Source organism: Pseudarthrobacter sp. BRE9 (assembly GCF_031844305.1).
GTDB lineage: Bacteria > Actinomycetota > Actinomycetes > Actinomycetales > Micrococcaceae > Arthrobacter.
Genome location: NZ_JAUZUY010000014.1, coordinates 1 through 26,365, shown reverse-complemented (window position 1 = coordinate 26,365; position 26,365 = coordinate 1). Strand labels below are relative to the sequence as shown.

The 26,365-nt window shown below is 67.2% G+C and carries 23 protein-coding genes; 16 read left to right on the top strand and 7 right to left on the bottom strand.

Annotated features, from left to right (window positions below):
• Nucleotides 1-36: 36 nt before the first annotated feature.
• Nucleotides 37-1,245 carry an MFS transporter gene (locus Q9R31_RS19525; protein ID WP_311264368.1) on the bottom strand — a complete coding sequence of 403 codons (1,209 nt, stop codon included), beginning with the start codon at nt 1,243-1,245 and terminating at the stop codon, nt 37-39.
• A 175-nt stretch (nt 1,246-1,420) separates the two neighbouring features.
• On the opposite strand from Q9R31_RS19525, the gene Q9R31_RS19520 reads away from it, so the two are divergent.
• Nucleotides 1,421-1,861, top strand: a complete 441-nt coding sequence (locus tag Q9R31_RS19520) for a (deoxy)nucleoside triphosphate pyrophosphohydrolase (RefSeq protein ID WP_311264367.1) — start codon at nt 1,421-1,423, stop codon at nt 1,859-1,861.
• On the opposite strand, the gene Q9R31_RS19515 is transcribed toward Q9R31_RS19520, so the two are convergent.
• The 3 genes from Q9R31_RS19515 to Q9R31_RS19505 all read right to left on the bottom strand — a co-directional run bounded on the left by Q9R31_RS19515 (nt 1,850) and on the right by Q9R31_RS19505 (nt 4,197).
• Nucleotides 1,850-2,986 (bottom strand): Rv2578c family radical SAM protein, encoded by a 1,137-nt coding sequence (locus Q9R31_RS19515; protein WP_311264404.1) that lies wholly within the window; start codon nt 2,984-2,986, stop codon nt 1,850-1,852. The genes Q9R31_RS19520 and Q9R31_RS19515 overlap by 12 nt on opposite strands.
• Before the next feature lie 102 nt (nt 2,987-3,088).
• Nucleotides 3,089-3,745: an SIMPL domain-containing protein gene (locus Q9R31_RS19510; protein ID WP_311264366.1), complete on the bottom strand. Its 657-nt coding sequence runs from the start codon at nt 3,743-3,745 to the stop codon at nt 3,089-3,091.
• Nucleotides 3,745-4,197, bottom strand: coding sequence for a hypothetical protein (locus tag Q9R31_RS19505; protein WP_311264365.1), 453 nt, complete (start codon nt 4,195-4,197; stop codon nt 3,745-3,747). Before Q9R31_RS19505 ends, Q9R31_RS19510 begins: the two co-directional genes overlap by 1 nt.
• A 199-nt stretch (nt 4,198-4,396) precedes the next feature.
• Between Q9R31_RS19505 and pheS the strand changes: the two genes are divergently transcribed.
• Nucleotides 4,397-5,458 (top strand): phenylalanine--tRNA ligase subunit alpha, encoded by a 1,062-nt coding sequence (gene pheS, locus Q9R31_RS19500; protein WP_311264364.1) that lies wholly within the window; start codon nt 4,397-4,399, stop codon nt 5,456-5,458.
• A gap of 2 nt (nt 5,459-5,460) precedes the next feature.
• Nucleotides 5,461-8,004: a phenylalanine--tRNA ligase subunit beta gene (pheT, locus tag Q9R31_RS19495; RefSeq protein WP_311264363.1), complete on the top strand. Its 2,544-nt coding sequence runs from the start codon at nt 5,461-5,463 to the stop codon at nt 8,002-8,004.
• A gap of 96 nt (nt 8,005-8,100) precedes the next feature.
• Here pheT and Q9R31_RS19490 read toward each other — a convergent pair whose 3' ends face one another.
• Nucleotides 8,101-9,066 (bottom strand): quinone oxidoreductase, encoded by a 966-nt coding sequence (locus Q9R31_RS19490; protein WP_311264362.1) that lies wholly within the window; start codon nt 9,064-9,066, stop codon nt 8,101-8,103.
• Nucleotides 9,067-9,227: 161 nt separating this feature from the next.
• On the opposite strand from Q9R31_RS19490, the gene argC reads away from it, so the two are divergent.
• The 10 genes from argC (at nt 9,228) to Q9R31_RS19440 (ending at nt 19,494) form a co-directional block, all read left to right on the top strand.
• Nucleotides 9,228-10,259: an N-acetyl-gamma-glutamyl-phosphate reductase gene (gene argC / locus Q9R31_RS19485; RefSeq protein WP_311264361.1), complete on the top strand. Its 1,032-nt coding sequence runs from the start codon at nt 9,228-9,230 to the stop codon at nt 10,257-10,259.
• Nucleotides 10,256-11,422 carry a bifunctional glutamate N-acetyltransferase/amino-acid acetyltransferase ArgJ gene (gene argJ / locus Q9R31_RS19480; RefSeq protein ID WP_311264360.1) on the top strand — a complete coding sequence of 389 codons (1,167 nt, stop codon included), beginning with the start codon at nt 10,256-10,258 and terminating at the stop codon, nt 11,420-11,422. The genes argC and argJ overlap by 4 nt, the downstream gene beginning before the upstream one ends.
• A 55-nt stretch (nt 11,423-11,477) precedes the next feature.
• Entirely contained in the window at nt 11,478-12,437 is a 960-nt protein-coding gene (argB, locus tag Q9R31_RS19475; protein WP_311264359.1) for an acetylglutamate kinase, read from the top strand.
• Between the two features lie 164 nt (nt 12,438-12,601).
• Entirely contained in the window at nt 12,602-13,816 is a 1,215-nt protein-coding gene (locus tag Q9R31_RS19470) for an acetylornithine transaminase (RefSeq protein ID WP_311264403.1), read from the top strand.
• On the top strand, nt 13,813-14,814 hold the full coding sequence (argF, locus tag Q9R31_RS19465) for an ornithine carbamoyltransferase (protein ID WP_311264358.1): 1,002 nt from the start codon (nt 13,813-13,815) through the stop codon (nt 14,812-14,814). Before Q9R31_RS19470 ends, argF begins: the two co-directional genes overlap by 4 nt.
• Nucleotides 14,814-15,344 carry an arginine repressor gene (locus tag Q9R31_RS19460; protein WP_311264357.1) on the top strand — a complete coding sequence of 177 codons (531 nt, stop codon included), beginning with the start codon at nt 14,814-14,816 and terminating at the stop codon, nt 15,342-15,344. Before argF ends, Q9R31_RS19460 begins: the two co-directional genes overlap by 1 nt.
• A gap of 45 nt (nt 15,345-15,389) precedes the next feature.
• A complete protein-coding gene (locus Q9R31_RS19455) occupies nt 15,390-16,595 on the top strand; it encodes an argininosuccinate synthase (RefSeq protein ID WP_311264356.1) in 1,206 nt (401 codons plus the stop codon).
• Nucleotides 16,596-18,011: an argininosuccinate lyase gene (gene argH / locus Q9R31_RS19450; RefSeq protein ID WP_311264355.1), complete on the top strand. Its 1,416-nt coding sequence runs from the start codon at nt 16,596-16,598 to the stop codon at nt 18,009-18,011.
• Between the two features lie 173 nt (nt 18,012-18,184).
• Nucleotides 18,185-18,733: a pyridoxamine 5'-phosphate oxidase family protein gene (locus tag Q9R31_RS19445; RefSeq protein ID WP_311264354.1), complete on the top strand. Its 549-nt coding sequence runs from the start codon at nt 18,185-18,187 to the stop codon at nt 18,731-18,733.
• Nucleotides 18,734-18,756: 23 nt separating this feature from the next.
• Complete coding sequence (locus Q9R31_RS19440; RefSeq protein WP_311264353.1) at nt 18,757-19,494, top strand: maleylpyruvate isomerase family mycothiol-dependent enzyme; 738 nt, start codon at nt 18,757-18,759, stop codon at nt 19,492-19,494.
• A 10-nt stretch (nt 19,495-19,504) separates the two neighbouring features.
• Here Q9R31_RS19440 and Q9R31_RS19435 read toward each other — a convergent pair whose 3' ends face one another.
• Complete coding sequence (locus Q9R31_RS19435; protein WP_311264352.1) at nt 19,505-19,999, bottom strand: methylated-DNA--[protein]-cysteine S-methyltransferase; 495 nt, start codon at nt 19,997-19,999, stop codon at nt 19,505-19,507.
• On the bottom strand, nt 19,996-21,471 hold the full coding sequence (locus Q9R31_RS19430; RefSeq protein WP_311264351.1) for an AlkA N-terminal domain-containing protein: 1,476 nt from the start codon (nt 21,469-21,471) through the stop codon (nt 19,996-19,998). Before Q9R31_RS19430 ends, Q9R31_RS19435 begins: the two co-directional genes overlap by 4 nt.
• A 128-nt stretch (nt 21,472-21,599) precedes the next feature.
• Between Q9R31_RS19430 and Q9R31_RS19425 the strand changes: the two genes are divergently transcribed.
• The 3 genes from Q9R31_RS19425 to tyrS all read left to right on the top strand — a co-directional run bounded on the left by Q9R31_RS19425 (nt 21,600) and on the right by tyrS (nt 25,917).
• Nucleotides 21,600-22,277, top strand: a complete 678-nt coding sequence (locus Q9R31_RS19425; protein ID WP_311264350.1) for a DNA-3-methyladenine glycosylase — start codon at nt 21,600-21,602, stop codon at nt 22,275-22,277.
• A 63-nt stretch (nt 22,278-22,340) separates the two neighbouring features.
• Nucleotides 22,341-24,569: an ATP-binding domain-containing protein gene (locus Q9R31_RS19420; RefSeq protein WP_311264349.1), complete on the top strand. Its 2,229-nt coding sequence runs from the start codon at nt 22,341-22,343 to the stop codon at nt 24,567-24,569.
• 34 nt (nt 24,570-24,603) lie between these two features.
• Complete coding sequence (gene tyrS / locus Q9R31_RS19415) at nt 24,604-25,917, top strand: tyrosine--tRNA ligase (protein ID WP_311264348.1); 1,314 nt, start codon at nt 24,604-24,606, stop codon at nt 25,915-25,917.
• The last annotated feature ends 448 nt before the right edge of the window (nt 25,918-26,365 follow it).

Genomic DNA, 26,365 nt, shown 5'->3' with positions numbered 1-26,365 from the left:
GTCTCCTGGCCTGCACACTGCGGGCGCACGGGGGGTTCAGGCGGCCAGCGGCCTCGTGCGCTCGAGCAGGCCGCTGAGGAGGGCGACGCCGAAACCCAGGACGGCGAGGACGGCGCCGACCAGGGCCGGGGCAACAAAGCCCCAGCCGAGGGCGATGACAAGGCCGCCGAGGAAGGCGCCCAGGGCGTTGGCGACGTTCAGTGCGGCGTGGTTGAGGGAGGACGCCAGCGACGGGGCGTCCGGCGAGGCGTCCAGCAGCCGGGTCTGCAGGGCCGGGATGAGCATGGACCCGCAAGCTCCCACCACGAACACCATGACCATGGCGCTCCATTGCCAGTGTGCTGCCACGGCATAGACCACCAGGGCCACGGCGATGGCCGGGAGGACCCGGTACAGGGTGCCCATGACGGATTTGTCCGCCAGCCTGCCGCCGACGATGTTCCCGGCCACCATGCCAAGCCCGTAGAGCGCCACCACCAGCGGGATGAGGGCGGACGGGATGCCGGCTACTGCGGTCATGGTGTGGGCAATGTAGGTGTAGGTGGCGAAAAAGCCGCCGAAACCCACGATGCCCACCAGGAGGGCCAGCCACACCTGGAGCCGTTTGAGGGCGCCGAGTTCGCGCCGGATGCTTGCGTCCGGGTGGGCATGCTGGAAGGGGACGAATTTCCACACCATGGCCAGTGCCAGCAGGCCGATGCCACCGACCAGGACAAACAGCAGGCGCCAGCCGTAGGCTTGGCCCAGCCAGGTGGCGAACGGTACTCCCACGACGTTGGAGACGCTGAGTCCGGCCATGACCATCGAGATGGCCCATCCCCTTTTTGTCGGCGGAACAAGGGAAGCGGCGATGACGGCTGCCACCCCGAAAAACGCGCCGTGGGGCAGACCGGCGGCAAAGCGGGACACGAGCATCGATCCGTAGTCGGGAGCAATGAACGACGTCAGGTTGGCGACGGTGAAGAACAGCAGCAGTCCCAGCGCGAGTTTCTTGCGGGGAAGTTTGGCGCCGACGGCGGCCAGGAGGGGAGCGCCTACCACGACTCCCAGCGCATAGGCCGAGATCAGGTGCCCGGCTTCAGGGGTGCTGATCCCCAAGCCCTGTTCCACTTCCTTCAAAAGGCCCATCATGGTGAACTCGGTGACGCCGATGCCCACCCCGCCCATAGCCAGGGCAAAGATGGCCATGCCGATGTTGGGGGTCCTGGTGCGGGTAGCCGTGGACGGGGAAAGAACGCTGCTCATATGCCTGCTTCTCGAAACGTGGATCTGATAAAGGGGTCGGATGCCACGGCAGTGGGGCAGGACGGTCCGGACAGTGTGGCAACCCTGGCTGTGCAGGACCTATTCCCGCAGGAGGTGGTTCCCCGGGCGGGAATGCTGTTCCCGGACACTCCATTGTGGCCCATAGAATGAGCCGGTGACTGGACTGATTCAGGTTGTGGGCGGAGCTGTGGTGGACCGGCTGGCGAATCCGGGGGCGCTGCTGGTGGCACGGCGCAGCGCGCCGGAGCACCTGGCGGGGCTATGGGAGTTCCCGGGCGGCAAGGTGGAACCCGGTGAGGAACCCGAGACGGCGCTGGTACGGGAACTGAATGAGGAACTCGGGATCGGCGTGCACCTGGGGTCAGAGCTCCCCGCGAACACCCTTAATGGCTGGCCCCTTAATGAACGGGCCAGCATGAGGGTCTGGTTCGCGGAAGTGACCCGCGGCGAGCCACTGCCCCTGGAAGACCATGATGAACTGCGCTGGGTTGATCTGGGGGACCCGGAAGCCGTCCTCGCCCTCCCATGGATTCCGGCCGACTATCCGATTGTCCATGCTCTGCTGAACGCTGTTGCCTGCCAGTTAGAACAGTGAGTCCTGCACGGCTGTCCGGGATGGCCCCGAAACGGGCCCTGACGGAAGACCAACGGAGCCACCATGGACCGCTGTGGGAATGATCCCGGCAGGATATTGCGCCTCCTCCACCCTGGGGTCCTCCAGATCCGGGTTGTTGAGGTCGCGGTGGCTGAAGCCCGCCGAATGTGAAAAGCCATGCCGTGCTTTGAAGTAGCTGACCTTGCCGGCCAGCCAGGTGCGGTACTCCTTGGAGGCGTAGGAACCTGTCCCGTACAGGCGCCGGTAACGGCCGGCGAGTTCGGGGTGGTGGGCGGCGATCCATTTCATGAACCATTCCCGGGTACCCGGCTTCAGGTACAGCGCTCCCGCAGTGACTCCGGTTGCCCCGGCTGCCGCCAGTGAACCGAACAGCGCATCCAGGGCTTCATCGCTGTCGGAAAGCCACGGCAGGATGGGCATCGCCATGACGCCGCAGGGCAGGCCGGCCTCACGCAGCCGGGCGACGAGTTTGAGCCGGGCCCTGGGTCCGGGAGTGCCGGGTTCGATGGCTTCCGAGAGGGCTTCGTCCGTCATGGCCAGGGAGATGCCCAGCCCCACAGGCACCTGGGTGGCAGCCCTTTTGAGCAGCGGAATGTCCCGCGCCAGCAGCGTCCCCTTGGTAAGGATGGACAGGGGAGTGCCGGAGTCCGCCAGCGCGGCAATAATGCCGGGCATCAGCCGGTACCGGCCCTCGGCCCGCTGGTAGGGGTCGGTATTCGTGCCCAGCGCCACTTGCTGGCGGGTCCACGATGCCTTGTTCAGCTCCTTGCGGAGGACTTCTGCGGCATTCACCTTCACCACCACCTGGCTGTCAAAGTCCATGCCGGCGTCGAAGTCAAGGTAGGTGTGCGTCTTGCGGGCAAAACAGTAGACACAGGCGTGGCTGCAGCCGCGGTACGGATTCACGGTCCATTCGAAGGGCATCTTTGACCCCGCCGGAACCCTGTTGAGCACCGATTTGGCGGTGACCTCATGGAAGGTGATGCCGGCGAATTCCGGGGTGGTGACGGAGCGAACCAGTCCTGCCAGTGGAAGCAGCGCCGGAACTGCCCCAGCGGTGGTGTCCGGCGGCCCGGGTACGAGTGCCTGCGCTTCCCATCTCATGACGTCCATTCGAAAACATGTTCGAATTAAAGTCAAGGCACCGCGCAGCAGAGGAGGCACCGCGCAGCAGAAAAGCGGAAAAGGCTGTGCGCGGGGGACAGGCTAAGGCTCCAGTGCCCAGGTGGCGGTCACGGCTGCTTCCACCCTGTTTGCGCCCGGTTCAACGGCCAGGCCTTCCGAAGCAGACGCCCGCTGCATCCCGGTCAGTGGAACCGGGCCTGCCGCCGGGTGCTGGTCTGCCACGGACAGCACCCGTCCCAGGCTGGCCGAGGCCAACGCGGCATACTGTTCCGCTGCACTGAGGGCGTCATGCCAGGCGGCATCCCTGGCCTGTGCCCGGAGAGCGGAGTCGTCGGACAGGACCAGTTGCAGGTTGTGCAGGCGGACACCGTCCCCGCCGGCGCGGACGGCTTCGGAAATGATGGCGGACGCGCTGCCGATGTCCCGCAGCCTGACCATCAGGCTGCCGGCTGCCACGTACCCCACGAGTTTCTGGCCCTCGCCGTCCTGCCAGGCAAAGTCGGCGCGGACGGTCAAACCGGGCGAGCGGATGTCGGCCGGTGCAACACCGCGGCTGCGGAGGACTGAGGCTACCCCCGCCAGGCCCTGCCCGGCCGCCGCATACGCCTCCTCCACCGATTCGGCGCGGCACTCCACGCCCACCGAAACCAGCATCAGGTCAGGGGGCGCTTCCGCCCAGCCCGTCCCCGTGACGGTGACTGTTCGCGCCTCCTCGTGCCCACGCGGTTCCTGGGTCATTAGACCCGCCTGCTGGCCGTGAGCGGGTAGCCACCGGCCGCCAGCCCTGCCCGGCGTTCAAAGATGTTCCCGGTTCCCGGGTTTCCGGTGCGCAGTACCGACCAGCCGGCGGCAGCCAGGTACAGCGGGATGAAGGGCAAGCCCAGGCACCACGCGTACTGGCTGCAGTGCCTTTCCTCATGCGCCAGGAGCGCCGGCCGGGACAGCAGTTCCCCGGCCGTGCTGCGGCAGAGCACCACGTTGCCCAGGGTGTAGGCGTGCGCGAACGGCAGCCGCCAACGGTAGTCCGCAGCGATGATCAGCCCGCGCGGCCCCCGGCTGATCCGCGTCCGTGCGGCCAGGGCGACGGCGAGCCCGGCCAGGGTGCTCCCGTTCAGGAGGTTCGCTGTCCGCCTCAGCCGCTGGGCCGTCGTCGGGGTGTGTTGGGCACCCGCGCGCCGCCGCAAAGTCATGAGGCCATGGTAGCCGGAGGGTTCAACTAGACTGGAGGGCAGTGGCCGCCGGTCCTGCCGGCGAGCCCTGACCTGGTCATTGAATGGACTGACGTTCAGCGCATTCATCCATGACCTGCCAGCGACGGACGCCCGGGCGGGAAACCGCGTACGGCTGCCCCGTCCGCCGGCAGCCACGACTCGTAGCTAAGAACAGTAGATGACTGAAACTTTGCCGGGCGCCGCCATCCCGAACCCCACGGATGAGGCCGCCATCAACGCCGCTGTAGAAGAGGCCATCACCGCGATCGCCGGTGCGGCCACCCTTGACGAGCTGAAGGCGGTGCGCCTTGCCCACAGCGGCGAGAAGTCGCCGCTGAGCCTTGCCAACCGTGAGATCGGCCGCCTGCCCAAGGACCAGAAGGCGCTCGCCGGAAAGCTGATGGGCGCCTCCCGAGGACGGGTCAACAAGGCGCTCGCCGACCGCACCGCGGTCCTGGAAGCCGAAAACGACGCCAGGATCCTGGTCGAGGAAACCGTGGACGTCACGGCCGCTCCGCGCCGCCGCCGTGCCGGCGCCCGCCACCCTCTCTCCACGCTGCAGGACCGCGTGGCGGACATCTTCGTGGGCATGGGCTGGGAAATCGCCGAAGGCCCTGAAGTGGAATCGGAGTGGTTCAACTTCGACGCCCTGAACTTCAAGCCGGACCACCCGGCCCGCGAAATGCAGGACACCTTCTTCGTGGAACCGCCCGAGGCCCACCTGCTGATGCGCACCCACACCTCCCCGGTGCAGGTCCGGTCCATGCTGGAGCGCGAGGTGCCCATCTACGTGCTGTGCCCCGGCAAGGTGTTCCGCACCGATGAACTGGACGCCACCCACACGCCGGTGTTCCACCAGTTCGAAGGCCTGGCCATCGACAAGAACCTGTCCATGGCGGACCTGCGCGGCACCCTCGAGCACTTCGCCCGGCAAATGTTCGGCGACGAAGCCCAGATCCGGCTGCGCCCCAACTACTTCCCGTTCACCGAGCCCTCAGCCGAGCTGGACATCTTCCATCCCGGCGCCAAGGGCGGCCCGGCCTGGATCGAGTGGGGCGGCTGCGGCATGGTCAACCCCAACGTCCTGCGCGCCGCCGGCATCGACCCGGACGTCTATTCAGGTTTTGCCTTCGGCATGGGCATCGAGCGCACCCTCATGTTCCGCAACGAAGTCGGCGACATGCGCGACATGATCGAAGGCGATGTACGTTTCAGCGAGCACTTCGGGATGGAGATCTAACAGTGCGTATCCCACTTTCCTGGCTGCGTGAATTCGCGGCCGTACCGGCCGATGCAACGGCCGAAGACGTCATGGCCGAGCTGGTCAAAGTCGGCTTCGAAGAGGAAGCAGTCCACCGTCCCACGGACACGCTGAAGGGCCCCGTCGTGGTGGGCCAGGTCCTGAGCCTGGTCAAGGAGCCGCAAACCAACGGCAAGACCATCAACTGGTGCCAGGTCCGCGTCGTCCCGGAAGGGCAGGAACAGACCCTCACCGGAGACGGGATTGACCCCTCCGGTGTCCAGGGCATCATCTGCGGCGCCCACAACTTCGTTGAGGGTGACAAAGTCGTCGTCACGCTGCCGGGCGCCGTACTGCCCGGCGACTTCCATATCTCCGCGCGCAAGACCTACGGGCACCTGTCCGCCGGCATGATCGCCTCCGTCCGCGAACTGGGCATCGGCGAGGACCACGACGGCATCCTGGTGCTGTCCCGCATCGGGCTGGACCCGGAAATCGGCACCGACGCCATGGAACTGCTGGGCCTCTACGACGAGGCCGCAGAGATCAACGTGACCCCGGACCGCGGTTACGCCTTCTCCATCCGTGGCGTGGCCCGCGAGTATGCACACGCCACCGGTACCGCCTTCACGGACCCGGCCACGAAGGTCAACGCGCCCGCGGAGCTGTCGGGCGGGTACGGCGTCAAGATCAATGACGACGCCCCCATCTATGGCAAGCCGGGCTGTGACCGCTTCGTGGCCCGGACGGTCCGCGGTCTGGACGCCACCAGGCCCACCCCTCCATGGATGGTGTCCCGGCTGCGGCTGGCAGGCATCCGCTCCATCTCCCTGCCGGTGGACATCTCCAACTACGTCATGCTCGAGCTGGGCCAGCCCACGCACTGCTACGACCTGGACAAGCTGTCCGGCGACATCGTGGTGCGGCGGGCCTCTGCAGGCGAGAAGATCAGCACGCTCGACGGCAAGGAACGCACCCTTGACGCCGAGGACCTGCTCATCACCGACGACTCCGGCGCCATCGGCATTGCGGGCGTCATGGGCGGCGCGGCCACCGAGGTGAGCGACACGACGTCGAACGTCCTGGTGGAAGCAGCGCACTTTGACGAAGTGTCCATTGGGCGCTCGCGGCGACGGCACAAGCTGCCGTCGGAGGCGTCCAAGCGCTTCGAACGCGGGGTTGACTGGCAGGTGGCGGGCACCGCCGCCCAGCGCGTGGTGGACCTCCTTGTGGAACTCGCCGGCGGCACCGCCGACGAAGCCGGAACCGACGTTGGCACGGCACCTGAAACCATCACCATCGGGCTGCCCGCCGGCTTCGCCGCTGCGCGCATCGGTATCGACTTCACCGAAGAACAGATCGTCACCTCCCTCGAGGACCTGGGCGCCGTCGTGGAGAAGAGCGACGGCGGCTGGAGCGTTACGCCGCCCACGTGGCGCAGCGACCTGGAGACCAAGGAAGACCTGAGCGAGGAAATCGCCCGCCTGGTGGGTTACGACAAGATCCCCGCCACTTTGCCGGTGGCCCCTCCGGGCCGCGGACTCACCCGGGTCCAGCAGCAGCGCCGGCGCCTGATCCAGTCCCTGGCCGACGCCGGCCTGACCGAGGTCCTGTCCTACCCGTTCGTGTCCAAGGCCGCCAACGACACCTTCGGCGTGGCTGAACAGGGTGCGGAGCGGAGCGCGGTCAAGCTGGCCAACCCCATCAGCGAGGAGCAGGGCTTCCTGCGGACCTCGATCCTGCCCGGGCTCATCGAGGTGGCAAAGCGGAACCACTCGCGCGGCTTCCGCGACCTTGCCCTGTTCGAATCGGGCCTGGTGTTCCTGCCAGCTGGGAAGACGGGTACCGAATCAATCCCGCCGCTGGGCGCCAAGCCTGACGCCGAGGTGCTTGATGCACTGTACGACGGCGTCCCGGACCAGCCGTTCCACGTGGCCGCCGTCCTCACCGGCCACGACTCCCCGGCCGCTGCCGGCCACACACCACGGATGTGGGACTGGGCCGATGCGCTGGATGTTGCCCGCCTCGCCGGTGACGTGCTCGGCGTCGACCTGGTGGTCAGCCAAGGCAGCCACCAGGCATTCCATCCCGGCCGCACCGCCCGGCTCGCGCTGCGGACGGGGGAGACCGTGGGGTACGCGGGCGAGCTGCATCCCAAGCTGCTGGCCGCATCGGACATGCCGGCTCGTTCGGTGGCCCTGGAGCTCAACGCCGACGCACTGTTCGAAGCTGCACCGGACGTCATTGTGGCCCGCCACATCTCGACGTTCCCGGTGGCAACCCAGGACGTGGCACTCGTTGTTCCTGCGGACGTGCCCGCGGACGAGGTCCTTGCGGCCCTGCGTGAAGGTGCCGGTGAGCTGCTGGAGGACGTGGCGCTGTTCGACGTCTACGCCGGCAAGGGGATCGAGGAAGGCAGGAAGTCGCTGGCCTTCGGCCTCCGGTTCCGGGCCCCTGACCGCACCCTCACCGCTGACGAAGCCTCCGCTGCGCGTGAGCAGGCAGTTGCCCTGGCCGCGGAACGCTTCGGAGCCGTCCAGCGCTAAGCAGGTTAACCTACAAACGACGGAAGTCCCCGCACCCCTTGAATTGGGTGCGGGGACTTCTTCCTTATCCTGCGAAGCCGGCGTCAGAATCGACTGTCAGGGAACCAGGACAACCTTTCCGGTGGTCTTGCGGCCCTCGAGGTCGCGGTGCGCCTGGGCGGCTTGGCTTAAGGGGTAGCGGGCCCCAATGCGGACCTTCAGGCTCCCGTCGGCAGCCGCGGCAAAGACCTCGTCCGAGCGCCAGCGGCGCTCCGCAGCGTCCCGCAGGTAATGGCCCATGGTGGGGCGGGTGAGGAACAGGGAACCCCCGGCGTTGAGGCGCTGCGGGTCAAACGGCGGCACGGGACCTGACGCGGCGCCGAACAGCACCAGCATTCCGCGGACCCGCAGGGCGGCCAGCGAGCCGTCGAAGGTATCCTTCCCCACGCCGTCGTAGACCACGTCCACACCGGTCCCGCCAGTGATGTCCCGGACCCGCTCCGCGAAGCCGTCGTACCGCAACACGTGGTCCGCGCCGGCGTCGAGCGCCAGCTGCTCCTTTTCGTCGGTGGAGACCGTGGTGAGAACCTCCGCACCCCGGGCCTTGAGAAGCTGGATCAGCAGCAGTCCCACGCCGCCGGCTCCGGCGTGCAGCAGGACCTTGTGGCCACCCTCCACCTTGAAGGTCGAATTCACCAGGTAATGGGCGGTGATGCCCTGCAGGGGGAGGGCTGCGGCGGTGAAGACGTCCAGGCCTTTCGGGACCGGCAGTGCGGCGTCCTCGTCCACCAGGGCGTAGTCCGCGTAACAGTTGAGGCCCTCGGCTGTGGCTATCCGGTCGCCGACGGAGAAGCCGGTGACACCTTCGCCCACTGCCTCCACCGTGCCCGCGGCTTCCGTGCCGGGCGTGAACGGGTACTGGACTTTGTAGACTCCGCCGCGCTTGTAGGTGTCGATGAAGTTGACACCTGCCGCCCCCACTTTGAAGAGCACCTGGCCCGGTCCCGGGGCAGGGGTTTGAACTTCTGTGTAGTCAAGGACTTCCGGTCCGCCTGCCTCCCGTGCGACGATTGCGTGCGTCATGGCTCTCCTTTCGCGGGTCCCGGCGTTTCCGGCCCCGGCTGCCGAAACCATCCTAGGGACACACCGCAGTCCGACGACAAGCACTGAAGCGTGGCAGGCACCGGGCGGCTCCATGCATAAATATCGACTCCAGTGCATAAGTATTGCTGTATAGTCGGAGCATGACTATTTCTGTTGCGGTTTCGGGCGCCAGCGGCTACGCCGGGGGAGAGGTCCTTCGCCTTCTTGCCGGGCACCCAGGGGTGACCATCGGTGCCATCACAGCCCACAGCAATGCCGGTTCCCGCCTCGGTGAACTGCAGCCGCATCTGCATGGACTGGCCAGCCGCATCCTTGAGGACACCACCGTGGAGAACCTCTCCGGCCACGACGTTGTCTTCCTGGCCCTGCCGCATGGTGCGTCCGCGGAGATCGCTGCCCAGCTTCCCGAAGGGACAGTCGTCATCGACGCCGGCGCCGACCACCGCCTTGAGGACCCCGCCGCGTGGGAGAAGTTCTACGGCTCGCCCCACGCCGGCACCTGGCCCTACGGGCTTCCGGAGTTGCCCGGCCAGCGTGAAGCCCTCAAGGGCGCCAAGCGCATCGCCGTTCCCGGATGCTACCCAACCTCCGCCCTCCTGGCACTGACCCCCGGGTTCGCCGCGCACCTGCTGGAGCCAGACGACGTCGTGATCGTCTCCGCCTCCGGCACCTCGGGCGCGGGCAAGGCCGCCAAGGTCAACCTGATCGGCGCCGAAGTCATGGGCTCCATGAGTCCGTACGGCGTGGGCGGCGGCCACCGGCACACCCCCGAGATCGAGCAGGGCCTCTCCAATGCAGCCGGGGAAAAAGTGAGCGTTTCCTTTACGCCCACCCTTGCTCCGATGAGCCGCGGCATCCTGACCACCGCCACTGCCCGGGTCAAAGCCGGAACCACCGCCGCGCAGCTCCGGCAGGCATGGACCGAAGCCTACGACGACGAACCGTTCGTCCACGTGCTGTCCGAGGGCCAGTGGCCCGGGACCAAGTCCGTCCAGGGCTCCAACCACGCAGCAATGCAGCTGGCCTTCGACGCCCACACGGGACGGGTCATCGTCACCTGCGTCATTGACAACCTCACCAAGGGCACTGCCGGCGGCGCCGTGCAGTCCATGAACATCGCACTCGGCCTGCCGGAAACCGCCGGCCTCAACCTGCAGGGAGTAGCCCCGTGACCATCACCGCACCGCAGGGATTCCGGGCAGCCGGCGTTACTGCCGGACTCAAGGCCTCCGGCAACCCGGACCTCGCCCTCGTCGTCAATGACGGCCCCGCCAAGGCAGCCGCCGCCGTCTTCACCAGCAACCGGGTGGCTGCTGCCCCCGTGCACTGGTCCCGCCAGGTGGTCTCCGACGGCCGGGTGGACGCCGTCATCCTCAACTCCGGCGGAGCGAATGCCTGCACCGGCCCTACCGGCTTCCAGAACACCCACAGCACTGCCGAGAAAGTGGCCGAGGTGCTGGGCATCTCGGCAACTGACGTCTTTGTCTGCTCCACAGGCCTGATCGGCGAGCAGTTGCCCATGGACAAGATCCTGCCGGGCGTTGAAGCTGCTGCTGCAGCGCTCAGCACAGACGGCGGCCCCGCTGCCGGCACGGCCATCATGACCACCGACAGCGTGCCGAAATCCGCGCTTTTCATCGGCGCCGACGCCGACGGCCAGGAATTCAGCATCGGGGGTATCGCCAAGGGAGCCGGCATGCTGGCCCCCGGCCTGGCCACCATGCTGGTGGTGCTCACCACGGATGCCCTGGTGCAGCCGGAACTGCTCGACGTCGTCCTCCGCGACGCCACGCGCGTCACCTTCGACCGTGCGGACTCCGATGGCTGCATGTCCACCAACGACACCGTGGTCCTGCTGGCCTCCGGTGCCGCCGGTGCCGTTCCCTCGGCCGAAGCGTTCAGCGAGGGCCTGACGCAGGTCTGCGCCGAACTGGCCCGGAAGCTGATCGCCGATGCGGAGGGAGCCAGCCATGACATCGCCATCCGCACATTCAACGCTGCCAGCGAAGCCGATGCCGAAACAGTCAGCCGCTCCGTGGCGCGCTCCAACCTGTTCAAAGCCGCCATCTTCGGCAAGGACCCCAACTGGGGCCGCGTGCTGTCCGCCGTCGGCACCACGGACGCCGCCTTCGAACCGGACAAGCTCAACGTGGCCATGAACGGCATCCAGATCTGCCGCAACGGCAGCATCGGTGATGACCGGAGCCTGGTGGACCTGGAACCGCGCGAAGTGCTGGTGGAGATCGACCTGCAGGCAGGCGACGCCGAGGCCACCATCTGGACCAATGACCTCACCCACGACTACGTGCACGAGAACAGCGCCTACTCCAGTTAGGAGCTCCTCCAGCCACTGCCCGCGCAGGGCATAAACCGCTGTGGAAAGTGACAACATGAACACCCAGACGCGTGAAACCACCAGCATGTCCGCCGCCCAGGACAAGGCGGCAACCTTGATCGAGGCGCTGCCCTGGATCCAGCGGTTCGCCGGCACCACCATGGTGGTCAAGTACGGCGGCAACGCCATGGTCAACGATGAACTGCGCCGCGCCTTCGCCGAGGACATCGTCTTCCTCCACCACGTGGGCATCCACCCCGTGGTGGTTCACGGCGGAGGCCCCCAGATCAATTCCATGCTGGGCCGGCTGGGCATCGAGTCCGAGTTCAAGGGCGGCCTGCGCGTCACCACACCCGAGGCCATGGACGTGGTCCGCATGGTCCTCACCGGCCAGGTAGGCCGCGAACTGGTGGGCCTGATCAACTCGCACGGGCCCTACGCCGTCGGCATGTCCGGTGAAGACGGCGGACTGCTTCGCGCAGTGCGCACCGGCACCGTCGTGGACGGCGAAGAGGTGGACCTCGGGCTGGTGGGCGAGGTGGTGGGGGTAGACCCCGCCGGCATCGTTGACATCCTCGACGCCGGGCGCATTCCGGTGATCTCCACGGTGGCCCCGGAAATTGTCGACGGCGGAGAGGGCGTGGCGGGCACTGCCCGGTTCCAGCCCACGGGCCAGGTCCTGAACGTCAATGCGGACACTGCAGCGGCTGCCGTCGCCTCGGCGCTGGGGGCCTCCAAGCTGGTGATCCTGACCGACGTCGAGGGCCTCTACGCCAACTGGCCGGACAAGTCCTCGCTGATCTCCTCCCTCACGGCCTCGGAACTCCGGAAAATGCTGCCAAGGCTCGAATCAGGAATGATCCCCAAGATGGCCGCGTGCCTGAAGGCCGTTGACGAGGGCGTGGAACGGGCACACATCGTGGACGGGCGCCTGGCCCATTCCATGCTTCTTGAAACATTTACGACGGCGGGCATCGGCACCCAGGTAGTCCCGGACGAGGAAGTGATCGCATGAACGAAACTGTTGACGTAAGTCCGGCCGGTGATGGGGGCCCCGCCCGTCCCCAGCCTCACCCCGTCCTCGCAAGCTCGGCCGGGGACCCCGGAGTCCGTGGGCCCATCGCGGTGCCCGACCACGCCCTGGCCCCCATCGCCGGACCGGACGCCAAAGCTTCCGTTATGACTGGAATGGGTAGTGGGTCGGAGTGGCTGGCCCGCTACTCCAGTTCCCTGATGAACGTGTTCGGCACGCCCCAGCGCGTTTTGGTCCGCGGTGCCGGCTGCCTGGTGTGGGACGCCGACGGCAAGGAGTACCTGGACCTTCTGGGCGGCATTGCCGTCAACGCCCTGGGCCACGCCCACCCCTTCGTGACGTCAGTCATCGCCAGCCAGCTGGCCACCCTGGGCCACGTCTCCAACTTCTTCACCAGCCCCACCCAGGTGGCGCTGGCCGAAAAACTCCTGGAACTGGCGCACGCACCCGCCGGCTCGAAAGTGTTCTTCAGCAACTCCGGCACCGAAGCCAACGAGGCCGCCTTCAAACTGGCCCGCCGCAACACCGGCGACGGCGCGGTCAAACGGACCAAAATCATCGCCCTCGAGGGCGCCTTCCATGGCCGGACCATGGGAGCGCTGGCGCTCACGGCCAAGGAAGCCTACCGGGCGCCGTTCGAGCCGCTGCCCGGCGGAGTGGTGCACATCCCGTTCGGGGACGTCGAGGCACTCAAAGCGGCCGTTGACGAAACCGTGGCCGCGGTGTTCCTGGAACCGATCCAGGGTGAAGCCGGTGTCCGCCCGCTGCCGCCGGGCTACCTGAAGGCTGCGCGGGAGGCGACCAGCAAGGTTGGTGCCCTGCTCATCCTCGACGAGGTACAGACCGGCATCGGCCGCACGGGTAAATGGCTGGCCAGTGAGGACGCCGGGATCATGCCGGACGCTGTCAGCCTGGCAAAGGGCCTGGGCGGCGGCTTCCCCATCGGTGCGCTGGTCACCTTTGGTGAGCAGACGTCGTCGTTGTTGTCCGCCGGCCAGCACGGCACCACGTTCGGTGGAAACCCGGTTGCCACGGCAGCCGCCCTCGCCACCCTCCATGCCCTGGAAAGCCAGAACGTCCTGGCCAATGCCACGGCGGTGGGGGAGTACCTGCGCTCCGCGCTGGCCGCGATCCACGGCGTCACCGAGGTGCGGGGCGAAGGCCTGCTGATCGGCTTCGACCTCGACGCCGACGTTGCCCCTGCCGTCGTGCAGGCCGGCCTCGATGCCGGCTTCATCGTCAACAGCCCGGGCCCGCGCACGATCCGCCTGGCACCGCCGCTGATCCTCACCACCGCGCAGGCCGACACCTTCCTCGCCGCATTCCCGGCAATCCTCAAGACAGCTAAGGACGCCCAGTGACCACCGCTACCCGGCACTTCCTCAAGGACACCGACCTCAGCCCCGCCGAACAGGCCGAAGTCCTTGAGCTCGCCGCCCGCATGAAGGCTGCCCCCTACAGCGTCCAGCCGTTTGCCGCGCAGGGCAGCGGCCGCAAGACCGTGGCCGTGATCTTCGACAAGACCTCCACCCGGACCCGCGTCTCATTCGCCACCGGCATCGCTGACATGGGCGGCAACGCCCTGATCATCAACCCCGGCGAGGCGCAGATCGGGCACAAGGAATCCGTGGAGGACACCGCAAAGGTACTCGAACGGATGGTCTCCACGATTGTGTGGCGGACCGGCGCGCATGCCGGCCTGGTGGCGATGGCGGAGAACTCCAGGGTCCCGGTGATCAACGCCCTGTGCGATGACTACCACCCGTGCCAGCTGCTGGCGGACCTGCTGGCTGTCAAGGAACACAAGGGCAGCCTCAAGGGGCTCACCATGAGCTACCTGGGCGACGCCGCCAACAACATGGCCAACTCCTACCTGCTGGCCGGGGTCACCGCCGGCATGCACGTCCGGATCGCCGGGCCGGAGGGCTACCTGCCGGCCGCAGAGATCGTGGCGGCGGCAGAAGAACGCGCGGCTGAAACCGGCGGTTCCGTCCTCATCACCACCGATGCCAAGGAAGCGCTGAAGGGCGCCGACGTCGTCGCGACTGACACCTGGGTATCGATGGGACAGGAAGCCGAGAAGGAAGCCCGGCTCCAGCTGTTCCGGGACTACTCCGTCGACTCGGACGCCATGGCACTGGCTGCGGATGACGCCGTCGTGCTTCACTGCCTCCCCGCCTACCGCGGCTACGAGATTTCCGCCGACGTCATCGACGGCCCGCAGTCCATTGTCTGGGACGAGGCGGAAAACCGGCTGCACGCCCAGAAGGCGCTGATGGCGTGGCTGATGCACCGGTCGGGCCTGGCCTTCGTTGATGGCCTTTCCCCCGTCGAAGGCACCGGAGAGAGCACGTTCTAGTGTCCGCCCAGCCGTCCTCCGCGGGCACCAGCCCGGCCACCAAGACCGCCCGGCAGGCACGCATCACCGCCATCCTGACCGGGCAGTCCGTGCGTTCCCAGGCTGAGCTTGCGGCGCTGCTGGCGGACGACGGCGTACAGGTCACCCAGGCCACGCTGTCCCGCGACCTGGTGGAACTGGGCGCCGTCCGCGTCCGCGGCAAGGAAGGCGTCCTGGTCTACGCCGTTCCCGGCGAAGGCGGCGAACGTGCGGCCAAGAGCGGCGTGACGCAGGAGATCCTGGACGCGAGGCTGGCCCGGCTCTGCAGCGAACTGCTGGTCACCGCTGAAGCCTCTGCCAACATCGCCGTCCTGCGCACCCCGCCCGGCGCCGCGAACTTCCTGGCCCTGGCCATCGACCACTCGGTGATGCCGTCCATCCTGGGCACCATCGCCGGCGACGACACCGTCCTGCTGGTTTCCCGCGACCCGCTGGGCGGCCCGGACCTCGCGGCCCGCTTCCTGCAAATGGCCGAGGAAGCCGGGCAATAAGCTTGAAGACAACAACCACCAAACCCCCAACAAGGAGCATCTAAAGTGACTGAACGCATTGTGCTGGCCTACTCCGGCGGCCTGGACACGTCCGTCGCCATCGGCTGGATCGGTGAAGCCACCGGTGCCGAGGTCATCGCCGTGGCGGTGGACGTCGGACAGGGCGGCGAATCGCTGGAAACCATCCGCCAGCGCGCCCTGGGCTGCGGCGCCGTCGAGGCCTACGTGGCTGACGCATCGGACGAGTTCGCCAACGAATACTGCGTGCCCACCCTGAAGGCCAACGCCCTATACCAGGGCCACTACCCATTGGTGTCCGCCATCTCCCGCCCGGTCATCGTCAAGCACCTGGTGAAGGCCGCCCGCGAATTCGGCGCCACAACCGTGGCCCACGGCTGCACCGGCAAGGGCAACGACCAGGTCCGCTTCGAAGTGGGCATCCAGACCCTGGGCCCGGACCTGAAGTGCATCGCACCGGTCCGCGACCTCGCCCTGACCCGCGACAAGGCCATCGCCTTCGCCGAGGAAAAGGGACTGCCCATCGAGACCACCAAGAAGAACCCGTACTCCATCGACCAGAACGTCTGGGGCCGCGCGGTGGAAACCGGCTACCTCGAGGACATCTGGAACGCCCCCACCAAGGACATCTACGACTACACCGCAACCCCGGAGTTCCCGCCGGCACCGGATGAGGTCACCATCTCCTTCGAAGCCGGCGTTCCGGTAGCGATCGACGGTATCAAGGTCACCCCGCTGCAGGCCATCAAGGAACTCAACCGCCGTGCCGGCGCCCAAGGTGTGGGCCGCATCGACGTCGTCGAGGACCGCCTGGTGGGCATCAAGTCCCGCGAAATCTACGAAGCCCCGGGCGCCATGGCACTGATCACGGCACACAAGCACCTCGAGGACATCACCGTCGAGCGCGAACAGGCCCGCTTCAAGGCCACCGTTGGCCAGCGCTGGGCCGAGCTGGTCTACGACGGCCAGTGGTTCTCCCCGCTCAAGCGCTCCCTGGACGCCTTCATCGAGGACACCCAGAAGTACGTCTCCGGTGACATCCGCATGACCCTGCACGGCGGCCAGGCCATCGTCAACGGCCGCCGCTCCGACACCTCGCTCTACGACTTCTCCCTGGCCACCTACGACACCGGCGACACCTTCGACCAGTCCCAGGCCAAGGGCTTCATTGAGCTGTGGGGCATGTCCGCCAAGGTTGCCTCCGGCCGCGACATCCGCGTCGCGGGTCAGTAGATGGCGTCCGCTACCAACGAAGGCGCACTGTGGGGCGGCCGGTTCGCCGGCGGCCCCGCCGATGCGCTTGCCGCGCTGAGCAAGTCCACGCACTTTGACTGGCGGCTTGCACGCTACGACATCGCCGGCTCCAAGGCCCATGCCCGGGTGCTGCACAAGGCCGGCCTGCTGGACGACGCCGAGCTGGAAGGGATGCTCGCAGCGTTGACGCAGCTGGACGAGGACGTTGAGTCCGGCGCCTACCTGCCAGCCGAATCCGATGAGGACGTGCACGGCTCGCTGGAGCGCGGCCTGATCGAGCGTGCCGGGACCCAGCTGGGCGGCAAGCTCCGTGCCGGCCGTTCCCGCAACGACCAGGTGGCCACGCTGGGCCGGATGTTCCTGCGCGACCATGCCCGGATCATCGCGCGCGGCGTCCTGGCTACGGTGGATGCCCTGGTGGAGCAGGCAAAGGCCCACCATGGTGTTGCCATGCCGGGCCGCACCCACCTGCAGCATGCCCAGCCGGTCCTGCTCAGCCACCACCTGCTGGCCCACGCCTGGGCACTGCTGCGCGACGTGCAGCGGCTCCAGGACTGGGACAAGCGGGCAGGCGTGTCGCCCTACGGTTCCGGCGCCCTGGCCGGGTCCTCGCTGGGCCTCGACCCGGAAGCGGTAGCCGCTGACCTGGGGTTCTTCTCCGCAACCCACAACTCGATCGACGGCACCGCTTCCCGCGATGTTTTCGCCGAGTTCGCCTGGGTGTGCTCCATGATCGGCGTGGACCTGTCCCGGATCTCGGAGGAAGTCATTCTCTGGGCCACCAAGGAGTTCTCCTTTGTGACGCTGCACGATTCCTACTCCACGGGATCGTCCATCATGCCGCAGAAGAAGAACCCGGACGTGGCGGAGCTGGCCCGCGGCAAGGCAGGGCGCCTGATCGGAAACCTGACCGGGCTCCTGGCCACGCTCAAGGGCCTGCCGCTGGCGTACAACCGCGACCTGCAGGAGGACAAGGAGCCGGTGTTCGACGCCGCCGACACCCTTGAGCTCCTGCTCCCGGCCGTGTCCGGCATGATTGCCACCCTGACGTTCAACACCGAACGGATGGAATCGCTGGCACCGCAGGGCTTCGCACTGGCCACGGACATCGCCGAATGGCTGGTCCGCCAAGGCGTCCCGTTCCGCGAGGCGCACGAGCTCTCCGGCGCGGCGGTCAAGCAGGCGGAATCCCGCGGCGTGGAGCTGTGGGACCTGACCGACGAGGAGTACGCCGCCATCTCGGAGCACCTCACGCCAGAGGTCCGCACCGTCCTGTCTACCGAGGGTTCCCTCAACAGCCGCAACTCCCAGGGCGGAACGGCGCCGGCCGCCGTCGAACGCCAGTTGGCAGCGCTGGAAGCCGAACTCGCCGGCGTGCGGGAGTACGCCGGGTAGCCAAACGCCCGCTCATTTTCTGCACCATTTTGGGCAACGCCCGCTCACTTGCTGCGCGATTTGAGGCAACGCCCGCTCACTTTCCCTAAAAAAGTGAGCGGGCGTGCCGATTTTCAGGCATCAAGTGAGCGGGCGTTGGGTTTGGCGTCAGGTGCCCCGGATAGCATGGCGCCATGAGCGAAACGTTCCGCAAATTCCTTCGCACCCTTCCCGATTTCCCCTCCGACCTGCCCGGCTTCGACCCGGACAACGCACCTCAGGACCCGGCGCTGCTCTTCAAGCAGTGGCTGGACGAGGCACTGGACGCGGGGGAGCAGCAGCCTCACGCGTTCAGCCTGGCCACGGTGGGCGTTGCGGCCGGCGGTGGACGGCAGCCGTCCTCGCGGATGCTGATCCTGAAGAACATTGACGACGACGGCTGGCACTTCGCCACGTCCCGCACCTCCCGCAAGGGCCGGGAGCTGGCCGCCGAACCACGTGCCGCCATGAACTTTTACTGGCCGGGCCTGGGCCGCCAGGTCCGGGTGGTCGGCACCGTGGCTGAGCTCTCCGCCGAGGCTTCTGCCGTGGACTGGCACGAGCGGCCCCGGGCCGACGGCAGCGACAACCCGCACTGGCAGCTCTACGCCCTCCAGCCCACCGAGGTCGAGTTCTGGCAGGCCAGCAACGACGGCAACCACGTCCGGCACCGTGTCGGGCCGGACGGTGGGCCCCGGGGCTAAACTAGCTCCGCTAGGCTGGCCGCATGACCTCTCCTTCTCCTGCCGGCCTCCTGGCTGAACTGCATAAGGCAGGCGCCGCGCTGAATGCCGGGCTGGACCGCATTCCCGCCGGCGGCGAAACCGCTCCGTCAACCCTTCCCGGCTGGAGCCGCGGCCACCTTTTGGCCCACCTCACGGGAATCTGCGACGCCTTGTCGCGGCAGGTGGAATACGGCCGCCGAGGCGAAACCGTGGAGCTTTACGACGGCGGCGTGGAAGGCCGCAACCGCGCCATCGACCTCGCCGCGCGCCACAGCCTTGGGCAGCACCGGGAGGACGTCGACGCCGCGCTGCACCGGGCGCTGGCTGCTTTTGACTCGCTGGGCGCGGACGAGTGGCAGACGCGCATCGCGTTCCGCGACGGCGTCATCTTCGACGCCGGGCTGGCGCTCTGGCGCGAGCTCGTCATCCATACCGCGGACCTGGACAGCGGCACGGGACCGGAAACCTGGAACAGGGAATTCTGCTCCCACCTCTTCGACTTCCTGGCCGCCCGCATCCCGGCCGAAACCCGGCTGGTCCTGCAGCCGGTGGCACTGCCGCCTCTGGCCCTCGGCGCCGGCGGCAGCACCGTCGTCGTCAGCGGCATGGTCACGGACATCGCCGCATGGCTCGCGGGCCGGACGCCGTCACTGGACAGCTTGCGCGCCACCGCCGCCGGGGACGGCACAGACCTTCCGGCCCTCGGGCCTTGGCCTTCGGCGATGCCCGACCCCAAGTAGCACGGCGGTACTAGGCGGCCTCGCGGGCCAGCAGGCTCTCCTTGATGCGCAGGCCCCAGCGGAAGCCGCCCAGCGAGCCGTCGGTACGGATCACGCGGTGGCAGGGAACGAACAGTCCCGCCGCATTGAAGGCACAGGCGCTGGCCGCCGCCCTCACCGCACGCGGGTTGCCCGCGAGGGCGGCATACTCGGTGTACGTGACCGGTGAGCCGGGTTTGACCTGGCGCAGCACGTCCCACGCGCGGGCACGGAACGGGCCGGACTGCTGCAGGACCGGAACTGCCATGGCCGGGGCGGGATCGCCGTCGTAGAAGGCCTCCACTGCGGATGAGATCCCGCCAAGGCTTGGCACCTCTTCGACGGAGTCCGGGCGCAGCGTGGGATGGACCTGTCCGGTCAGGTCTGCAAGGCCTGCCGTCCAGCCCGAGGCGAGGACAACACCGTCCCGGGCAAGGATGGTGAACGGTCCGTCCGGCGTGGACAGCTGCATCAGTTGCGCTTTCATGGCATCCCTTTCGCGGGAACGGTTGGAGTCAGTGCGGGCCGTGCCGCGGCCCGCCAGAGGTGCATGGTGGCGTAGGAGCGCCACGGGCTGGTCTCCCGGAAGTCAGGGCTCAGGGCGTTGTCACTATTATCGACGGCGCGGATCCCGTTCTTCACGGCGGCGTCGTTGGCAAGGAAGATGTCCGGGGCGCCCAGGACCCGCATGGCCATGTACCCCACGGTCCACGGTCCCACCCCCGGCAAGGGGAGCAGTTTGGCACCCAGGCCGGCCACGTCGTCCCCATACCCGAACTCAAGTTCTCCGGCGGCCATGGCTGAGGCTGCACGCAGGAGCGATTCGATCCGCCTCTTGGGGCCTCGCAGCAGATGTCCCGCTGCGGCTATTTGGGCAGGCGTGGGAAAGAGCCTGTCCAGTCCTTCGCCGGCCGTACGGCTGGGACTGCCCGCCGCGGAGAGCTGGGTCAGTGCGGTCCGGGCCGCTGCCACCGTGATCTGTTGGCCAACCATGGCGCGGACCAGCAGTTCCTGCGGGTCCAGCGCCCCCGGCAGCCGCATTCCGGGAGCGCCGGCAACGGAGGCAGCAAGCCTGGGGTCGGCAGCGAGGGCGCCGTCGATCGCTTCGGGGTCTGCGTCCAGGTCGAACAGCCGCCGCACGCGGCTCAGCAGTGCCGGAAGGTCGCGAAGGTCCACCGCACCCACGGTGAGGGTGAGCTGCCGTTCCCGGGTGCAGCCGTCGTACGCGACCCGGAAGCGCGCGTCGCCGTGGGGGAGCCGCAGGGTCCTGGCGTAGGAGGTGGGCGTGCCCTCTTCGATCCCGGGGAGGGCGCGGACCGCCAGGAAGGAGAAGATGCCCGGATCGAACGGCGGCCGGTAGGGCAGGCCCAGGGTCAGGGCCGTTGCGCTGCCGGCGGCGGGGTGCCGGACCGTCCTGCGAAGGGCCGTGGGGGTCATGTCGAACACCTCGGCGATGGTTTCGTTGAACTGCCTTACGCTGCTGAAGCCGGCGGCGAACGCGATGTCGGCCAGCTTCATGGAGGTGGACACCAGCAGCGTCCGCGCCGTCTGGGCCCTTGCAGCGCGGGCGAGCGAGAGGGGACCGGCGCCGAGTTCCTGGCCCAGGATCCGGTTGAGCTGGCGCGGGGAATACCCCAGGCGCGACGCCAGGCCGGCAACCCCGTCCCGGTTGATCACGCCGTCGTTGATCAGCCGCATCGCCCGGCCCGCGACGTCCTGGCGCACGTTCCAGGCCGGGGTGCCCGGCACCGCCTCCGGGAGGCACCGCTTGCAGGCGCGGTAGCCTGCCTCATGTGCCGCGGCCGAGGTCTCGTAAAACGTCACGTTGGACGCCTTCGGGGTCCGGGCCGGGCACGAGGGGCGGCAGTAGATGCCCGTGGTGCGGACGGCCGTATAGAACTGGCCGTCGAACCGGGGGTCCCGGGCATCGATTGCCCGGTAGCGCTGCCAAAAGTCCATTCCTTCATCCTGCCAGCCTGCAGCGGCCGCTACTAGCGGAAATCGGACATCACCGTGGCATGCCGGAATCCGGCGGCCGGCCCCGTTGCAGAGCACTGAAGCCGCCCTCATCTGGGTAAGGTCAAGCAATGAACGAAAGTACTTCCGCCGCCGGGCAGCTGAGGAGCTTCCTGTCCGGGGATGCGCGCGAGCTCGCCCCGAAGCTGCTGGGAGCCGTGCTGACGCACCAGTCCCGGGAGGGCGCCGTGTCCATCCGGCTCACCGAGGTGGAGGCCTACCTTGGGCCCGAGGATTCCCTGCATCCGGATCCCGGCTCGCATACCTATCGCGGTCCTACGCCCCGCAACGCCCCGATGTTCGGGCCCGCCGGGCACCTCTATGTCTACTTCACGTATGGCATGCATCACTGCACCAACATCGTCTGCGGCCCGGCCGGCGTCGCGTCCGCCCTGCTGCTGCGGGCGGGCGAGGTGGTGGACGGCCTTGAACTGGCGCAACGGCGCCGTCCGACGTCCAAGACTCCGGCCGACCTGGCCCGCGGCCCGGCGCGGCTCGCCAAAGCGCTGGGATTGACGACGGCGGACAGCGGCCGGGACGCCCTGGCGCCGCCTTTCGGCCTCGAGCTTCCCTCCGGCATCAGCGGTCCCGTCAGCTCCGGTCCCAGGGTGGGCGTGGCAGGCGCCGGGGGGTCGGAGGAATACGCCTGGCGGTTCTGGCTCACCGGCGATCCCACCGTCTCCCAGTACAAGGCGGCCAAGCCCCGGATCCGGAAGCAGCCGGCAGGTCCGCCGCCGGCCGCAACGTAACACCTGCGTTAACGGAAATGGTTGTAGAATGGACGGTCTGTCTTTTGCGATAGGGGAACGTTGATGCTCGACGCCGAATTGGCCCACGAACGGGAGTATGTAGCCGGCCTGTATGCCCGGCTGGAGGAACTCCGGGAGGAAAAGCGCCGCCAGCTGGCGCAGGTCCGGCGCGCCGGAGCCGTGGGCACCATGCAGAACGTTTCCGAACGTGATGCGTTCGCCGCGCTCTATGAGGACCGCCTGGCGCAGCTGGATGCGGTGGATGACCGGCTGGTTTTCGGACGCCTGGACCTGGACTCCGGGGAAGCGCAGTACATCGGCCGCATCGGACTCACCACCGAGGACCTGCAGCGGCTGATGGTGGACTGGCGGGCACCCGAGGCCGGCCACTTTTACCAGGCCACCGCCTTTGACCGGCAGGGCGTACGCCGCCGCCGGCACCTGATCCTGCAGGGACGCGAAGTCAAAGCCATCGAGGACGACGTCCTGGACGCGGGGATGCTCACGGACAACGATTCGTTGCAGGGCGAGGGCGCCCTGCTCGCTGCCCTGAACTCCAAGCGGACCGGCCGCATGTCCGACATCGTCAGCACCATCCAGTCGGAACAGGACCGGATCATCCGGTCCTCCATTTCCGGCGCCGTCGTGGTCCAGGGCGGGCCGGGCACCGGCAAGACCGCCGTCGCCCTGCACCGTGCCGCCTACCTGCTCTACACCCACCGTGACCGCCTCAAAAGTGCAGGTGTGCTGCTGGTGGGGCCGTCGTCGTCGTTCATGAAATATATCGAACGGGTGCTGCCCTCGCTCGGCGAGACCGGCGTCGTCATGGCCAGTGTGGGCCGCCTGATGCCCGGCATCAATGCCGTTCCGGAAGCCGATGCGGACGTGGCCGCCATCAAGGGCCGCCTGGACATGGCTGCCATCGTGGCCAACGCCGTTTCCAACCGCATGCGCGTCCCCGCGCAGAACCGGATCCTCGAAGTCGACGGCCGCAAGCTCACCCTGACGCCCCGGCAGGTCCGGCGTGCACGCGAACGTGCGCGCGCCACCGGGAAGCCGTACAACGAGGCACGCGTGACGTTCGTGAAGATCCTGCTGCGCGAGCTGACCGAACAGATGACGGAGCTCGTCGAAGCGGGCAGCCTCGGCAACAACGCGGACCGCTCGTACCTTGCCGAGGACGTGCGGACCGCCCGGGATGTGCGGATCGCACTGAACCTGTGCTGGATGCCCATGACGCCCGAGAAGCTGATCTCCGATCTGTTCAGCAAGCCGGAGATACTGGAATTTTGTACCCCCAACCTGACCCCGGCCGAGCGGGCCCTGCTGCAGCGTCCCGCGGACGCCCCCTGGACCGAATCCGACGTGCCGCTGCTGGACGAAGCCGCTGAACTGCTTGGTGAGCTGGACCCCGCTGCCGGGCGTGGACTGGCCCAGCAGGAGCATGACCGTGCCCGCGACCTGGCCAACGCCAAGCAGACCCTGGTCAACATGGAGGCCGCCGGCGTGGACCCCTTGATGACCGCGGAGGAACTTGCCGAGCAGAACCGGGAGCAGGAAGCCCGGCAGACGGCCGCGGAACGCGCAACGAGCGACCGCACCTGGGCCTTCGGGCACATCGTGGTGGACGAAGCGCAGGAACTCTCACCCATGCAGTGGCGGCTGCTGGTCCGCCGCTGCCCGCTGAAGTCCTTCACCATTGTGGGCGACATCGCGCAGACCAGTTCCGTGGCTGGTGCCAACTCCTGGCAGGGCGCGCTGGCCCCGATGTTCGGTGACCGCTGGCAGCTGGAGGAGCTGACCGTCAATTACCGCACGCCCTCCCAGATTGCCGAAGCAGCCGTCAGGATGGCCAACGCCGCGGGCCTCGTTGTTTCCGCGCCCAAGGCCGTGCGCGAGGGGCGCTGGTCGCCCATCATCGACGAAGTGGAACCGGGCGCGGTGGTCAGCCGCCTTGTGGAGCTCCTCCCCGAAGAAATTGACGCGCTCGACGGCGGCCTGCTCGCCGTCATCGCCGACGGTGACCTCCTGCCGGAGGCCACGTCAGCCCTGCGCGCCGTATACGGGCGCCGCATCGGAATCGGTGCCGGCAGCTACGAACAGGACATCGTGGTGATCAGCCCGCGTGAGGCAAAGGGCCTGGAATTCGACGGCGTCGTGGTCCTGGAACCGTCCGTCATGCTCAACCACGAGCACGGCAAGGTAGGGGACCTGTACGTGGCAATGACCCGCGCCACGCAGCGCCTGCGGCTGATTGCCTCGCAACCCGTGCCTGCCGGGATTGCCGACTGACCCGGCGCTGGGTGTTACTGCTAACTTAGGAAGCGTGCCAGAACTGAACATCCTCGAACCGCAGCGCAACGACCCCACTTTCGCCAACATTTGGCAGGAACTGAAGTGGCGTGGGCTGGTCCATGTATCCACCGATGAAGCAGAGCTCGAAAAGCTCCTCGCCAACGGGGCGGTTACGTACTATTGCGGGTTCGATCCCACCGCGCCGAGCCTGCACCTGGGAAACCTTGTACAGCTCCTGGTCATGCGGCGGCTGCAGCTGGCCGGGCACAAACCACTCGGACTGGTGGGCGGTTCCACCGGCATGATCGGCGATCCCCGTCCGACGGCGGAGCGTACCTTGAACACCAAGGACACGGTGGCGGAGTGGGTTGGCTACCTCCAGGCCCAGGTCAGCCGCTTCCTCAGCTTCGAGGGTGACAACGCTGCCAGGATCGTGAACAACCTGGACTGGACGGCGCCGCTGAGCGCCATCGACTTCCTGCGTGAGGTGGGCAAGCATTTCCGGGTGGGAACGATGCTGCGCAAGGATGCCGTGGCATCGCGCCTGAACTCGGATGAGGGCATCAGCTACACGGAGTTCAGTTACCAGATCCTGCAGGGCATGGACTACCTGCAGCTTTACCGCGACTACGGCTGTGTCCTGCAGACCGGCGGCTCGGACCAGTGGGGCAACCTCACCAGCGGTACGGAGCTGATCCGCAAGGTGGAGGGCAACAGCGTCCACGCCCTGGGAACTCCCTTGATCACCAACTCTGACGGAACCAAGTTCGGCAAGAGTGAGGGCAACGCCATCTGGCTGGACGCCGGCATGTGCAGCCCCTACGCCTTCTACCAGTTCTGGCTCAACACGGCCGACGCCGACGTCGTGGACCGGCTCAAGGTGTTCACGTTCCTGACCCGCGCCGAGATCGAAGAGATCGCGGTTTCCGTGGCCGAGCGGCCCTTTGCCAGGGAGGGACAGCGGAAGCTGGCCTTTGAAGTGACCTCGCTGGTGCACGGAGTGGATGCCACCGAAAAGGTCATCGCTGCTTCCGCCGCACTCTTCGGGAACGGCGACCTTGCCGCCCTGGACAAGGCAACCCTGCAGGCTGCCACCTCCGAACTTCCTTCCGCCACCGTGCAGGTTGATGGGATGGGGATCATTGACCTGCTGGTGGCATCCGGTCTTTCGGAAAGCAAGTCCGCCGCCCGGCGGACAGTGGGTGAAGGCGGCGCTTACGTGAACAACGAGAAGGTCTCTGATCCGGAGGCCGTGATCTCCGAGTCCGAACTTCTGCACGGCCAGTACCTGCTCCTGCGCCGGGGCAAGAAAAACCTGGCGACTGTTGAGGTGCTGGTTCCCTAGCACCTTCGGATCCTGCATGCACGCCCCTTCGCAGCCGATTTGCGCGGCAGTGGAGGGGCGTGTATTGTTTTCTGAGTCGCCGCCGCTGAGTGGCGACAAACCCCCCAACTAATGAGAAGCAATTCTTGGTCACGCAGAGCGTGGGTTGAAGAAATGCTTCACTTTTGGCTGGGCGGATTCATTCCGACAGAGTGAATTCCGGGAAAACAACCGGATTTGCAAAAGCGAGAATGAATGAAATAAGATTGAAACATCGCAGCGAAGAAATACGAAATAGTAATTCATTTGTTTGAATTGTTTCGGGAATATTCGAATGTGTCTGTTGTTTGAGAACTCAATAGTGTGCCAAGTTTGTTGATACCGATTTTTTATAAAAATTGGTTGAATTTGCTGTGCCGCCACCCCGTGGTCGGCGCAGTGTTTTTAGCTGGTTTCAAATTTTGTGCAA

Bases quoted from the DNA above. Each gene is read 5' to 3' on its own strand.
- Q9R31_RS19440 (WP_311264353.1), top strand. From the start codon at position 18,757: ATGACCTCTCCTTCTCCTGCCGGCCTCCTGGCTGAACTGCATAAGGCA.
- Q9R31_RS19490 (WP_311264362.1), bottom strand. From the start codon at position 9,066: ATGACGCACGCAATCGTCGCACGGGAGGCAGGCGGACCGGAAGTCCTT.
- Q9R31_RS19505 (WP_311264365.1), bottom strand. From the start codon at position 4,197: ATGACTTTGCGGCGGCGCGCGGGTGCCCAACACACCCCGACGACGGCC.
- Q9R31_RS19445 (WP_311264354.1), top strand. From the start codon at position 18,185: ATGAGCGAAACGTTCCGCAAATTCCTTCGCACCCTTCCCGATTTCCCC.
- Q9R31_RS19515 (WP_311264404.1), bottom strand. From the start codon at position 2,986: ATGAGATGGGAAGCGCAGGCACTCGTACCCGGGCCGCCGGACACCACC.
- argH (WP_311264355.1), top strand. From the start codon at position 16,596: ATGGCGTCCGCTACCAACGAAGGCGCACTGTGGGGCGGCCGGTTCGCC.
- Q9R31_RS19435 (WP_311264352.1), bottom strand. From the start codon at position 19,999: ATGAAAGCGCAACTGATGCAGCTGTCCACGCCGGACGGACCGTTCACC.
- argC (WP_311264361.1), top strand. From the start codon at position 9,228: ATGACTATTTCTGTTGCGGTTTCGGGCGCCAGCGGCTACGCCGGGGGA.
- Q9R31_RS19420 (WP_311264349.1), top strand. From the start codon at position 22,341: ATGCTCGACGCCGAATTGGCCCACGAACGGGAGTATGTAGCCGGCCTG.
- Q9R31_RS19470 (WP_311264403.1), top strand. From the start codon at position 12,602: ATGACTGGAATGGGTAGTGGGTCGGAGTGGCTGGCCCGCTACTCCAGT.
- Q9R31_RS19430 (WP_311264351.1), bottom strand. From the start codon at position 21,471: ATGGACTTTTGGCAGCGCTACCGGGCAATCGATGCCCGGGACCCCCGG.
- pheS (WP_311264364.1), top strand. From the start codon at position 4,397: ATGACTGAAACTTTGCCGGGCGCCGCCATCCCGAACCCCACGGATGAG.
- Q9R31_RS19510 (WP_311264366.1), bottom strand. From the start codon at position 3,745: ATGACCCAGGAACCGCGTGGGCACGAGGAGGCGCGAACAGTCACCGTC.
- Q9R31_RS19525 (WP_311264368.1), bottom strand. From the start codon at position 1,245: ATGAGCAGCGTTCTTTCCCCGTCCACGGCTACCCGCACCAGGACCCCC.
- argB (WP_311264359.1), top strand. From the start codon at position 11,478: ATGAACACCCAGACGCGTGAAACCACCAGCATGTCCGCCGCCCAGGAC.
- Q9R31_RS19425 (WP_311264350.1), top strand. From the start codon at position 21,600: ATGAACGAAAGTACTTCCGCCGCCGGGCAGCTGAGGAGCTTCCTGTCC.